The sequence below is a fragment of the Lysinibacillus sp. JK80 genome (assembly GCF_027557635.1).
In the GTDB taxonomy this organism is placed as follows: Bacteria; Bacillota; Bacilli; order Bacillales_A; family Planococcaceae; genus Lysinibacillus; species Lysinibacillus capsici.
In genome coordinates this window covers 3564379-3577211 of record NZ_CP058997.1, presented here as the reverse complement: position 1 = coordinate 3577211, position 12833 = coordinate 3564379, and the positions used below count along the sequence as shown (strand labels likewise).

The following is a 12833-nucleotide window of genomic DNA, read 5'->3' as shown; positions in this document are numbered from 1 at the left end:
TGCCTTTAATATGTTACATTGACAACAGTGAAGATAGTTAATATTAAAAAATGTATATTTTTGATAGGGGCGATATTCGTATGACATCTTGTAAACCTACAAGTAAAGAAGAACATGTAAGAAAACCAGATTGGCTAAAAATAAAACTAAACACGAATGATGAATATAAAGGGCTTAAAAAGCTGATGCGTGAGAAAAATCTGCATACAGTATGTGAAGAAGCTCGTTGTCCAAACATCCATGAATGCTGGGGAGAGAGACGTACTGCTACCATGATGATTCTTGGTTCCGTTTGTACACGTGCTTGTCGTTTCTGTGCAGTGAAAACAGGTTTACCAAATGAACTAGATTTGGCAGAACCAGAGCGCGTTGCAGATTCAGTAGCCATTATGAATTTAAAGCACGTTGTTATTACAATGGTCGCACGTGACGATTTAAAGGATGGCGGAGCGCAAGTTTTAGCAGAAACAGTACGTGCAATTCGTCGTAAAAGTCCTTTCACATCTGTTGAGGTATTGCCATCAGATTTAGGCGGGATGAAGGAGAACCTTCAAATGTTAATGGATGCAAAACCAGATATTTTAAATCATAATATTGAAACAGTACGCCGTTTAACACCTAGAGTGCGCGCTCGTGCAAAATACGAACGCTCTTTAGAGTTCCTGCGTTTAGCTAAAGAGATGCAGCCTGAAATTCCAACGAAATCATCACTAATGATTGGATTAGGCGAAACACATGAAGAAATTTTAGAAGTCATGGACGATTTACGTGCAAATAATGTAGATATTATGACGATCGGTCAATATTTACAGCCAACGAAAAAGCATTTACCAGTTAAAAAATACTATTCACCAATAGAATTTGGTAAACTGCGTAAGATTGCCATGGAGAAAGGCTTTAAGCATTGTGAGGCTGGCCCACTTGTACGTAGTAGTTATCATGCAGACGAACAAGTAAATGCTGCAACGAAAGAACGTCAATTACAAGCGGAAGTGTAAACGTCAAGGCTGAACGAAAAGGGTGGTGTCACTTTGATCATAGTTGAAGGATTAGAATATGAACTAATAGAAGATTATCGCGAGGCCTTTCAGGAGGAAGTTTTTCAGGAAAGATACTCAGATATCTTAGCCAGATACGATTATATTGTAGGTGATTGGGGCTATAACCAGTTACGTTTAAAGGGGTTTTTTGATGATAAAAATCAAAAATCCACTTTTGATACAAAAATAAGTACGCTTCAAGATTATCTATATGAATACTGTAATTTTGGCTGTGCTTATTTCGTATTACGTAAATTGGGGAAAGTTATGAAACAGCCAGAAGTAGTGGATATGAGTGAAGTAACAAAGCCAACAGACCATGAACCTTTAGCAGAATAAACTCTTATACAAAAACCTGATGTGATAGGCATCAGGTTTTTTTCATGATTGTTAGCTTTTGTGTAATTGGGGAAAACTAGAGCACAAAACAGCTTATCGAAGGTGTGTTGCAAATGAAAAGAGCCGTATTTTTAGATCGTGATGGTGTTATCAATGAAGTACTGACCAATCGTGTGAAGTTTGTGAATAAGCCTAAGGATTTGTACTTTTTACCGCAAGTGCCTGAGGCAATCAGAAAGCTAAATAAGCATTTTGATTATGTGTTTGTCGTGACAAATCAAGGTGGGGTTGGTTTAGGCTTTATGAAGGAAAGTGGCTTACAGAAAATACATGAACATATGGTGAAGGAGCTAAAGAAAAAAGGGGCAGTGATCCATGAAGTCGTTTATTGTCCGCACAAACCTAAGTCAGGTTGTGACTGCCGCAAGCCCAATAGCAAATTAATTGTGGATTTAGGAAAGAAATATAACATTGATTTATCAAAATCCTATATGGTAGGCGATACAGATACGGATATTATTGCAGGAAAACGGGCAGGAACAAAGGGTGTTTTCCTAGGGGAACAAGATTCATTAGCAGATGCTGTCTTTCCAGATTTAATAAGCGCTGCCCAGTGGATTATTAAGGATGTCACAGCTTAAACGTATTGAGAAAAAGGGCGTATAAATCATTAAAAAAGGGATAATTTATGAATGGAGGTGATGATGTTGGCAAAAGAAAAACGCAATAAAAAGCCATTAGATCGAGAGGAATATGGGTATGGTTTTGATATTAGTGTAGACGATTTAGCTGTGATTGGTCAAAATCAGCAAGCGAAAAAGCAAAATGATAATGAAAATAAAGACAAGCCCCATAATAAAGATAATCCATCCACTTTAAATAAATAACAATACGTAAAAAGATTTCGCAATCGCCCATGGCTAGCGAAATTTTTTTATGTTATATAAAAAAACACCCAATAAAATGGGTGTTAGTTCAATAATTCACGCAAGTATTCCCGTAATTCGATTGTTTCTTCCTCTGTGCGATTGTACACATGTTCTAAGTACCCAGGCTCTTCTACATCATCAGGACCAATAATAGCAAAGCGACCGAACTGGATATCCATGACAAGCACTTTTCCAAAGAAGCGGCCAGATTGTAATATAGCTAAATCATAACGTAGCTTTTGTCCAGCAAAACTAACAAATCTTGTTTTCGTATCTTCTACATCATCATATAAAAAAAAACGTTCCATCTTTTAATCTCCTTCCAATCCTATAGTTATGGTACTATAGAAGAGAAAAGACTATCAACTTTTAAAGATTTGAATGGGGGCTTTCCTTGTGTATTTTGTAGATCGTAATAAAATCACAAAAAATTTACAGTACTTAGATGGGCTATTAACTATTTTGGAGACAGAGGATAACTGGCTTCAGAATGATATAAAGAAATTAGCTATCGAGCGAATTGGACACAACATTATGGAGTCAATGATGGATGTAGGAAATTTAATGATTGACGGTTTCATTATGCGCGATCCAGGAAGCTACGAGGATATTATTGATATTTTAGTCGATGAAAAAGTTGTAGCTGCTGATTTGGAAGCACCATACAAAGCAGTTGTTGGCTTACGTAAAATGCTAGTGCGTGAGTTTATAGAGGTAGATATCCAAGAGGTTATCCATGTACTAACAGCCAATCTAATGGCTTTAAAGCAGTTCTCGCCAGCAGTTCATAATTATTTAACAAATGAATTAGGACCTGTTTCAGCATTTTTGCCAGAGGATCATCAATGAAACAATATAAGGCCTATTGCTTTGATTTAGATGGTACTGTCTACCGTGGGAAGGAAGGTATTCCTTCTGCGGTAGCTTTTATTCATCGTTTACAGCAAGCAGGAATTGAGCCATTCTATGTAACGAATAATTCTTCGAAGACGCGAGAACAACTGCAAGAAGCTTTACTGTCTATTGGCGTGAACGCGCCATTAGAGCATATTTATTCAAGTGCATTGGTCACAGCAAAGTATGTGGCCCTACATTTTCCAAGCAAAAAAGTAGCGATGATGGGTACAGATGGTATTCGTCAGGCACTACTCAATGAAAATATTGTGCCTGTTGAGGATGAGCCCGATGTATTTGTTATGGGGATTGATCGTACGCTTGATTATATGGCACTTGCTAGGGCCACGGTTTTTGTTCAGCAAGGAGCGACCTTTATTGCCACGAATCAAGATATTAAATTCCCAACAGAATACGGGTTCTTACCAGGCAATGGTTCTTTTGCACGATTGGTAGGAGAAGTTGCAGATGTTGAACCAATCTATATTGGTAAGCCATCGCCAGCCATGCTGGAAGTAATTGCGACCGAACATGGAATTGCGAAAGAAGACATGGTAATGATCGGTGATAATTATGATACGGACATTATGTGTGGCATTCGATTTGGCTGTGACACCATTCATGTGAATACTGGGGTGACGCCTACAAAGATTGTCCTCGAAAAAGAATGCCAACCTACATATGTAGTGGACGTACTAAAGTAATAAAAGGATGTTTATGCTAATTTTCAGCATAACATCCTTTTTATTTGTTCAAATTTATTCATATAGGTATTTTAGAAAACTACCATAAAGGATTTTCTTCAATAAATTGATAAATGGCTTTCGTTAATTCATCAGGAGAATCTGCTTCTACTAATTCACCGTTTACTATTGCATAAAAGGATTCTGAGCACTTTGTACAATAACTGAGGCAGCCATATTCCAAAACGTCGATGTTTGGATCGCGTTCGAGTACTTCATAAGTTGCTTGAGAGCCATTTGCTAAATTACTTATACAAAATTCAACCATTGGATTCATCCATGTCACCTCACCAAAGTAATGCTACTCGGTTTTACGATTTTCGTCAATTATTTATGTTTAAGAGAAAAGAAACGTTTTTTAATAAAAGATAAAGGGAATTTGTTATTAATGGCTTAAAAATCAATAGAAATGAACAGGTTCTCGTTTATTTTGTGAAATCTTTCACAAAATTTCATTCTGATATTGTGAAACTTCTCACAATCGGTTATACTCGTTTGTGGATACTTTGTGAACAATTATTAAAAGAGATATAAAAGGAGACTATTATGGGAAAATTAGTACTTTTAGGTGGCGGCTACGGCAATATGCGTGTCATGCTTCGTCTATTAAACAGCCTACCATTAGACAGAGAGGTAGTTATAGTAGATAGAGCCCCTTTCCATAGTTTAAAAACAGAGTTTTATGCATTGGCGGCAGGGACAGCAACAGATAAAGAAATTCGTGTAAGCTTCCCAGAGCATGAACGTTTAACAGCCGTATATGGAGAAGTCGTTGAAATTAATCGTGCGGAAAAAGTAGTCATTCTTGAAGACGGACAACGTATAGAATATGATGATTTAGTCATTGGGCTTGGCTGTGAAGATAAATATCATGGTGTACCAGGTGCGGAAGAGTATACGTACAGCATTCAAACAATGGGTAAATCACGTGCAACATTCCAAGCACTTTGTGGGTTACCAGCTGGGTCTACAGTTGGAATTATAGGGGCTGGCCTAAGTGGAATTGAGCTTGCAAGTGAGCTACGTGAAAGTCGCTCAGATTTAAAAATCAAGCTATTTGACCGTGGTCAACGTATATTGAAAGATTTTCCAGAAAAACTAAGTAAGTATGTAAAGGATTGGTTTGTTAAGCATAATGTTGATGTGGTTGCCAATTCAAATATTACAAGAGTAGAGCCAGGTAAAATTTTTAATCATGATGATGAAATTTTACTCGATGCAGTGGTTTGGACTGCAGGTGTCCAGCCAGTCAAAATTGTGCGTGATATGGATGTTGAGAAAGATAAACATGACCGTCCACTTGTCACACAGTATTTTAATTTACTCGATGATGAACATGTCTATGTTGTAGGAGATTGTGCTTCATCAGATTTAGCCCCAACAGCACAATTAGCAGAGGAACAAGCGGAGCAAATTGTGAAAGTACTTCGTATGCGTTGGAAAGGTGAACATTTACCAGAGAAGATGCCAGATATTAAATTAAAAGGCTTTATGGGAGCTCTTGGTAAAAAACAAGGCTTTGTATACTTAGCTGATACAACAGTAACTGGGCGTATCGCTCGCTTAATGAAATCAGGATTATTATGGTATTACAAACGTCAAAATGATTAATTAGCTAAAAGGGATTGTTTCAAAAATCATTTTGAAACAATCCCTTTATTTTTATTAAACCGTTTCGTCTGGGACAAACCCTAAATTTTCAAGGGCCGTAAATACAGGCTTTAATTGGACATAGCCCTCTCCAACTACCTCATTGTTAATGAGGACAAGGGGGTAGAAAAATTCATCGTCTTGAATACGTGACGCATACTCTTGGTCGCGTTCATTCTCAATTGGACCTTCAATATCGATATAGCGAATATCATATGCTTGATCTGGATATTTGCGATTGATGGCTGCTTGTAGCCACTCATATGTATCCTTGGAAGATGGGGCATTGACACAACTAGCACAGATGACAGCTGTTCCATAAATTTCAATCATAGGTTTTGTTGATGGCATAGTATTTTCTCTCCTTGTGATTCAATATTGGATTTTTTCTGTTGCTAACATTATAATCATTATAAGGAAAGGAGTCGAGATAAATGGCAGAAGCAACAATTAACGACCAAGTTCAAGAGGTATTAGATAAATTACGTCCATTCTTACTACGTGACGGTGGAGACTGTGAATTAGTAGATGTTGAGGATGGCGTTGTGAAATTACGTTTATTAGGTGCTTGTGGCAGTTGCCCAAGTTCTACGATTACATTAAAAGCTGGTATTGAACGAGCATTATTAGAAGAAGTACCAGGTATCGTGGAAGTAGAGCAAGTATTCTAAGCCTTTTTAAAAAGTTCTAGCTGTTTGCAAGCTAGAACTTTTTTATTTACCTATTTATGACGCGCATGTTCTTTTTCTTCACGAATAATGGCCCACTGTTCTTTCGCCATATCTATAATTTTTGCCTCACCACCGACACTTTGTTTTTCAATGACTCTAGAAAAGAAGCGTGTCGCATTTTCAATATCTCCAATACGTCTAGATAATTCAGCAATCATATACATAATTCGGACAGCTGACATTTGTGTAGAGCTGTAGTCCTCGGTAGAATAAGATTCCATATAATAATCACGTGCTAATTTCATAAAGCGCTCTTCTTGTCCACTATTGTTTAAGGAACGATAAAGCCATGCAAGACGTAGAGTTAGTCCAGCAATCGCTACATTTTTTTCTTTTTTAATCGTGCCACAAAGAAACGCTAACTTATAGGCTTGAATCGCTTGAAATACGGTACGTTCACCCTTGAAATCATGATGCACCCATTTTTCTGTAATTTGTGTACGTATATCATCTTGGATACCCGGTGCAAAATATTTTGTAAAGTCTTCTGTAAAGGAAAAGCCACAATGTTCACATACAAAAACATTATAATAGAGAGCATTCACTTCATCTGCATAAATAGGTTGAAAATCTGTTTTCGTATGATCTACTTTAATAAATTTTGAACGCACTTTTAATGTTGGAAATTCTTTTTTGCAATTTAAACATTGAATTTTTTTCTCATAATATGGTGAAATCTCCATATATATTACCCCCTGCCAAGAATTCGTTGTAACTATTATACCAATGATGTTTTTATTAACATGAATAAAAAATACTATTAATGTGAAAAATATGAGAATTATAACTTAAAATCGACTTGAAGCTGAATGTTTGTCATACAATGGTCAAAATTGTTATGATAATACGTAAGAAGGAAGGTGATTGGGATGACAAGTACAAAGCAAATTATAGAAGTGACACAGGCTGCTGGCTTTCATATTAATGAAATGATGGAGCATAATGAAGAACGAGGTTCTTTTTTACGTGTAGTGGTGAATGGTGGCGGCTGTAGCGGGCTATCCTATGGCATGCATTTTGATAAAGAGAAAAAAGATGATGATTTTGAAGATGTTCAGCATGGTTTAACAATTCTTGTTTCCCGTGAAGATGCGCCGATTTTGATGGGAACAAAAATTGACTATAAACAATCGCTAATGGGCGGTGGCTTCACAATCGATAATCCAAATGCCATTGCATCATGTGGCTGTGGTACGTCTTTCAGAACAGCAAAGCGTGAAGGTACGCCTGAGGTTTGTGAGTAAAAGTAAATAAATCCATTCGAATAATGGGCTAACAATAATAGGCTTCTTTGATTGATGATGTTGCAAAACATGATGAATGAAAGGAGCTTTTTTCTTTCTTTTTATTTTCCCGTTTGTAAGTAACTATGTTAAAAATCATCTGACACTTCCAACAAATTTTTATGACCTTATTTAGTGAAATTCAAGGCAATGTATAATAGCTTCTTTCATTGAGGTTGAATGAAAGAAGCATTTTCACTGTGGATTAACTGTAAAATTCAGAATAAATGCTTCATTCCATAGAAAGTGAGCAGGTATAATAGGTAGATAGAGGTGAAGGTTATGAGAAAAGATCGAGGGAAAATATGGTTGGGTGTATCAGGAGTTACGGTGAATGAGCTTGGACAATGGCTAGTTGTGAAAAAGGCTTATAGCGGATTGAAAGGACGTTGGTCATTGCCAGCAGGTTTTGTTAATGCAGGAGAAACGGTAGATGAGGCGGTCATTCGTGAAATCAAAGAAGAAACAGGCATCGATTGTAGAGTCTCAGGCTTAATTGGATTTAGAACAGGTGTCATCCGTGATGACATCAGTGATAATATGGCCATTTTTTATTGTCGAATGCTAGATGAGCAGCAGCAGGTTTCCATTCAAGAAAAAGAAATTTTAGAAGCTAAATGGTTGTATCCACAGGAACTAGCACAAGATGAAACAACCTCTGTGATGTTAAAGGAAATGGCTTCCAATCAATTTGAAAGACATCAATTAGAGGCGATAGAAGGGATTAATCCTGGTGATATTTTTGGTTATACCTCTTATCGTTTATTCTTTAAAAAATAATATGACTTTTAGGAGGTGACCTTTGATGGAGCTGTTTTTATTTATGTTAGAGCGAGTTGGGCTGATCATTGTGTTTGCCTTTTTAATGTCAAGATGGCGACTCTTTCGAGAAAAGCTGTTTCAGGAGCAAGGAACGAAAGAGAAAATATGGCTCATTATTATCTTTAGTAGCCTATGTATTATCAGCAGTTATACAGGGATTAAAATTGAAAGTGGGACAATCCATCCTTTAAATCAGATGATACATAGTACGATCAATGCGGAGGAGGCCATTGCTAATACGAGATTAATTGGTGTCGCCATTGCAGGAATTTTTGGTGGACCACTTGTTGGTGTATGTGTAGGAATTATTGCAGGTATTCACCGAATTACACTTGGTGGTTTTACAGCAATAGCCTGCGGTGTTTCAACGATTCTAGCTGGCTTTATTACAGGTGGTTTAAGTAAACGCTTTAAAATACGTCAAACTTTTTCCTATAAGAAAGCAGTTATTATCGGCATCTGTGCAGAAACGATTCAAATGCTGGTGATTTTAGTAGTCGCGAAGCCATTTGAGCAGGCCTTGCAGTTAGTCTCATTAATTGCAATGCCGATGATTTTAATGAATGCCTTTGGGATATTTTTATTTTTCATGATTATTAAAACGTTTATTGATGAAGAGGAGCGAACAAAGGCATTACAAACCCATCAAGCTTTTTCAATTGCCCAACAAACAATTGAGCATTTTCGTAAGGGCTTGAATGAAGAATCATGCCAAACGGTTGCAGAAATTATTAAAAGAGAAATAAAAGTAGATGCGGTCGCTATTACCGATAAAAATGGGGTGTTAGCACATGTTGGCGTTGGTGAGGATCATCATTTAATTCATCGAGAAATCATGACAGCTTTGACAAAACGAGTATTAGAGGAAGGCAAAATTTTAATGGCTACATCTCAAAAGGAAATTCAATGTCCACACACTAGCTGCCCATTAAGTGCTGCCATTGTCTTGCCCTTGAAGGTACAGCATCGAACAGTTGGAAGCTTAAAGCTTTATTTCACTAAAGCGGATTCTTTGACAGGGGTGAAGAAGGAGCTAGCAGAGGGTTTGAGTAGACTATTTTCCTCTCAGCTTGAATATGCTGAGATTGAGCAACAGCGTAAATTATTAAAGGATGCTGAAATCAAGGCATTACAAGCACAAGTTCATCCACATTTCTTCTTTAATAGTCTGAATACTATTTCAAGCTTGATTCGGACAGATGCAGATGAGGCAAGAGCATTATTAATCAAGCTTAGTACATTTTTTAGAAGCAATTTGCAGGGCGCACGGCAAATGCTCATTCCATTGAAAAATGAAATAGATCATGTTGAAGCTTATTTATCTATTGAGCAAACACGGTTTCCAAATCGTTACGAAGTTGAATTTATCATGGATGAAACACTCTTTGATGTGCAAATTCCTCCATTTACCTTACAGCCTCTTGTCGAGAATGCTATTTATCATGCCTTTAAAAATCGTAATGAAGGCAAAATCTATGTCAAAGTACAACGTGTGAATGATAAGCTGGTCCTGTTAACGGAAGATAACGGCTGTGGTATGAGGAAGGAGCAGGTAAAACAACTTGGCAAGCGTATAATGCAATCCGAACAGGGGACAGGAACCGCTCTTTGGAATATTTATCAGAGGATCCATGAAATTTATGGTTCTGAAGCGGATTTTCATATAACAAGTACGTTAGATGTGGGCACAAAAATTATGATTCAACTGCCGTTAAAGGCGACTAGATGGGAGTAGAAAAATTTGAATGTATATATTGTGGATGATGAACCCTTAGCACGCGCGGAACTGCGATATTTATTAGAGCAAACAGCATTAGTGAATGTTTGTGGTGAATCTGAAAATCTTGAGGAGTTGTGCAAAGCGTCACAGCTTGAAGAAGTCGATTGTATATTTCTAGATATTGAATTAGGCATGAACAATGGACTTGACTTAGCTAAACAATTATTACTGAATGCACAGAGACCTGAAATTATTTTTGCTACAGCCTACGATGACTATGCTTTGCAGGCATTTGAAGTCAATGCATTTGATTATATATTGAAACCCTTTGAGGCAGAAAGGGTACAAACAGCTGTGGAAAAACTGTTAGCTAAAAAAAGAGCTGCGCAAGCAAAAACAATGGAGGAGTTAAAGGCATCTCAGTTGGACAAGCTCGATAAGTTAACAGTTTATGTAAACGATCGAATTTTATTATTGAAAATACAGGATATTTTGTATTGTACCTCTGAGGATAGTAAAACGGTTGTTGTGACAGAGCAGGGGCGTTTTTTTGCTTCTGAATCATTGGCCGCGTTAGAAAAAAGACTTACCTTAAAAGGCTTTGTACGTGTCCATCGCGCGTATATTGTCAATTTAGAGCATATTGTGGAATTAGAGCCTTGGAGTAGTTCTAAATTTAATTTAATTGTGCATAACAGACATTCCATTCCAGTAAGTAGGCTATATATGAAGGATGTACGGAAAATTTTTGACCTATCGAAGTAGTTGCATTTCAATGGACAACTACTACCTTTCAACTTTAATTTCTGACATTTCAGTTATTTTACGAATAATATGGACATTCCTTTGCTATGATGTGGAAAAAGTAAAAGGGGTGTTTGCATGAATGCGATTACAATAGTGATAGGGTCTATTTGTATTTTGATGATCAGCTATCGTTTGTATGGCATTTTCTTTACAAAGAAGGTACTTAAAATAAAAGATGATACGCCCACCCCAGCCCACGCTTTGGAAGATGGTAAAGACTATGTTCCGACGAATAAGTGGGTAACCTTTGGGCATCATTTTGCAGCGATTGCAGCAGCAGGACCTTTAGTTGGACCAATCCTAGCTGCACAATTTGGGTATTTGCCTGGACTTCTATGGCTATTAATCGGAGCAGTAATTGGTGGGGCAGTTCATGATGCTGTTGTTTTATTTGCTTCCATGCGTCATGGTGGTAAATCCCTATCAGAAGTGATGAAGGAGGAGTTAGGCCCTATCGCAGGTTTCTGTACAGGCCTTGCGATGCTATTCATTATTACGATTACAATGGCAGGTCTCTCGATGGTGGTGTTAGGTGCTTTAGAGCGCAATCCATGGGGAACGTTTGCTGTAGGTATTACGATACCAATCGCCATGCTTGTGGGTATTGCCTATCGTAAAACAGGCAATTTAATTGTTACATCTACTGTAGGCTTTATTTTATTAATGATTGGGGTATTTATCGGACCGCTTATTCAAGGCACAGCATTCGGTGATTTTTTAACATTTGATCGGGATACATTAGCTATCATCTTACCAATCTATGCCTTTTTTGCCGCTGCATTACCTGTGTGGCTTTTATTAGCACCTCGTGATTATTTAAGTAGTTTCATGAAGATTGGGGTATTTATTGCACTAATTATTGGCGTTTTCTTTGTTAATCCTGCTATTCAATTCCCACCATTGACAGAGTTTATTCATGGTGGTGGACCAGTAATTGCCGGTCCTGTGTGGCCGTTTGTTTCTATTACAATTGCCTGTGGTGCCATTTCTGGCTTCCATGCTTTTGTAGGCTCAGGAACAACACCTAAGATGATTGATCGTTGGGAGGACATCCGTATTGTAGGCTTTGGTGCTATGTTAGTAGAGTCACTAGTAGGTGTGATGGCTTTAATCGCAGCTACTGCTCTTCATCCAGCCGACTATTTTGCGATTAACTCAGCACCAGCTGTATTTGCTACATTAGGAATGGAGCCCGTTCATCTACAAGCATTGTCTCAAAGTATCGGCATGGACTTGGAAGGACGAACAGGAGGTGCTGTAACGCTAGCAGTTGGTATGACAGATATCTTTACAGGTATTCCTTGGTTCGCAGAGTTATCTTCGTATTTCTATCAATTTGTCATTATGTTTGAAGCGGTTTTCATTCTTACAGCCATTGATGCTGGAACAAGGGTAGCTCGTTATTTAATACAAGATTTTGGTGGCAATGTTTATAAACCACTGAAGCGTACCAATTGGGTACCAGGTACAATTTTTGCTAGTGCACTTGCCTGCTTTATGTGGGGCTATTTATTGTATTCAGGGGATATAAGCTCAATCTGGGTATTATTTGGTGTATCCAATCAGCTAATGGCAGCCATTGGTCTAGTATGTGGAGTGACGATGGTATTGAAGGTCGCAGATAAACGCATCTATGCATTGACATGCTTTATCCCATTGGCTTATTTATACATTACGGTCAACGTTGCAGGCTATTGGATGATTAAAAATGTATACTGGAATCCAGCCGCTGCAGGCTTTAATATGTTAAATGGGATTTTATCTGTTATCATGTTAATGCTTGGCTTCTTAATTGTGCTGACAGCATTTAAAAAATGGGCACAGCTTTGGAAATCACCAAAGTTTTTAGTAGCTCAATCAACTTCATAAAATCAT

17 protein-coding genes are annotated in these 12833 nt (G+C 37.6%); 13 read left to right on the top strand and 4 right to left on the bottom strand.

Annotated elements, in window-relative coordinates; all coding sequences use genetic code 11:
* Positions 1-80 precede the first annotated feature (80 nt).
* The 4 genes from lipA to HXV90_RS18015 all read left to right on the top strand — a co-directional run bounded on the left by lipA (position 81) and on the right by HXV90_RS18015 (position 2266).
* On the top strand, positions 81-998 hold the full coding sequence (gene lipA, locus HXV90_RS18030) for a lipoyl synthase (protein WP_004228269.1): 918 nt from the start codon (positions 81-83) through the stop codon (positions 996-998).
* Positions 999-1031: 33 nt separating this feature from the next.
* On the top strand, positions 1032-1379 hold the full coding sequence (locus HXV90_RS18025; protein WP_004228271.1) for a YutD family protein: 348 nt from the start codon (positions 1032-1034) through the stop codon (positions 1377-1379).
* A gap of 113 nt (positions 1380-1492) precedes the next feature.
* Positions 1493-2020: a D-glycero-alpha-D-manno-heptose-1,7-bisphosphate 7-phosphatase gene (locus HXV90_RS18020; protein ID WP_066038191.1), complete on the top strand. Its 528-nt coding sequence runs from the start codon at positions 1493-1495 to the stop codon at positions 2018-2020.
* Positions 2021-2071: 51 nt separating this feature from the next.
* Positions 2072-2266 (top strand): hypothetical protein, encoded by a 195-nt coding sequence (locus HXV90_RS18015; RefSeq protein WP_175400780.1) that lies wholly within the window; start codon positions 2072-2074, stop codon positions 2264-2266.
* Between the two features lie 83 nt (positions 2267-2349).
* On the opposite strand, the gene HXV90_RS18010 is transcribed toward HXV90_RS18015, so the two are convergent.
* Positions 2350-2616, bottom strand: a complete 267-nt coding sequence (locus HXV90_RS18010; protein WP_009371988.1) for a DUF3055 domain-containing protein — start codon at positions 2614-2616, stop codon at positions 2350-2352.
* A gap of 88 nt (positions 2617-2704) precedes the next feature.
* On the opposite strand from HXV90_RS18010, the gene HXV90_RS18005 reads away from it, so the two are divergent.
* Entirely contained in the window at positions 2705-3157 is a 453-nt protein-coding gene (locus HXV90_RS18005; protein ID WP_048394413.1) for a DUF86 domain-containing protein, read from the top strand.
* Positions 3154-3906, top strand: a complete 753-nt coding sequence (locus HXV90_RS18000) for a TIGR01457 family HAD-type hydrolase (RefSeq protein ID WP_066038189.1) — start codon at positions 3154-3156, stop codon at positions 3904-3906. The genes HXV90_RS18005 and HXV90_RS18000 overlap by 4 nt, the downstream gene beginning before the upstream one ends.
* Positions 3907-3985: 79 nt before the next feature.
* Here HXV90_RS18000 and HXV90_RS17995 read toward each other — a convergent pair whose 3' ends face one another.
* A complete protein-coding gene (locus HXV90_RS17995; RefSeq protein WP_004228286.1) occupies positions 3986-4222 on the bottom strand; it encodes a YuzB family protein in 237 nt (78 codons plus the stop codon).
* 269 nt (positions 4223-4491) lie between these two features.
* On the opposite strand from HXV90_RS17995, the gene HXV90_RS17990 reads away from it, so the two are divergent.
* Complete coding sequence (locus tag HXV90_RS17990) at positions 4492-5556, top strand: NAD(P)/FAD-dependent oxidoreductase (RefSeq protein WP_004228288.1); 1065 nt, start codon at positions 4492-4494, stop codon at positions 5554-5556.
* A 54-nt stretch (positions 5557-5610) separates the two neighbouring features.
* Here HXV90_RS17990 and HXV90_RS17985 read toward each other — a convergent pair whose 3' ends face one another.
* The gene (locus tag HXV90_RS17985; RefSeq protein ID WP_054549443.1) at positions 5611-5946 is read right to left on the bottom strand and encodes a YuzD family protein; all 336 of its coding nucleotides are present in this window, start codon (positions 5944-5946) and stop codon (positions 5611-5613) included.
* Positions 5947-6029: 83 nt separating this feature from the next.
* On the opposite strand from HXV90_RS17985, the gene HXV90_RS17980 reads away from it, so the two are divergent.
* Positions 6030-6266 (top strand): NifU family protein, encoded by a 237-nt coding sequence (locus tag HXV90_RS17980; protein WP_004228295.1) that lies wholly within the window; start codon positions 6030-6032, stop codon positions 6264-6266.
* Positions 6267-6316: 50 nt separating this feature from the next.
* On the opposite strand, the gene HXV90_RS17975 is transcribed toward HXV90_RS17980, so the two are convergent.
* Positions 6317-7009, bottom strand: coding sequence for a DUF2225 domain-containing protein (locus HXV90_RS17975; protein WP_269897703.1), 693 nt, complete (start codon positions 7007-7009; stop codon positions 6317-6319).
* Between the two features lie 186 nt (positions 7010-7195).
* On the opposite strand from HXV90_RS17975, the gene HXV90_RS17970 reads away from it, so the two are divergent.
* The 5 genes from HXV90_RS17970 (at position 7196) to HXV90_RS17950 (ending at position 12827) form a co-directional block, all read left to right on the top strand.
* Entirely contained in the window at positions 7196-7570 is a 375-nt protein-coding gene (locus HXV90_RS17970; RefSeq protein WP_269897702.1) for a HesB/IscA family protein, read from the top strand.
* Positions 7571-7891: 321 nt separating this feature from the next.
* Positions 7892-8389, top strand: coding sequence for an NUDIX hydrolase (locus tag HXV90_RS17965; RefSeq protein ID WP_036078588.1), 498 nt, complete (start codon positions 7892-7894; stop codon positions 8387-8389).
* 25 nt (positions 8390-8414) lie between these two features.
* A complete protein-coding gene (locus HXV90_RS17960; protein WP_257962018.1) occupies positions 8415-10166 on the top strand; it encodes a sensor histidine kinase in 1752 nt (583 codons plus the stop codon).
* Positions 10167-10172: 6 nt separating this feature from the next.
* Positions 10173-10916, top strand: a complete 744-nt coding sequence (locus HXV90_RS17955) for a LytR/AlgR family response regulator transcription factor (RefSeq protein ID WP_054549438.1) — start codon at positions 10173-10175, stop codon at positions 10914-10916.
* 117 nt (positions 10917-11033) lie between these two features.
* Positions 11034-12827: a carbon starvation CstA family protein gene (locus tag HXV90_RS17950; RefSeq protein WP_237898570.1), complete on the top strand. Its 1794-nt coding sequence runs from the start codon at positions 11034-11036 to the stop codon at positions 12825-12827.
* The last annotated feature ends 6 nt before the right edge of the window (positions 12828-12833 follow it).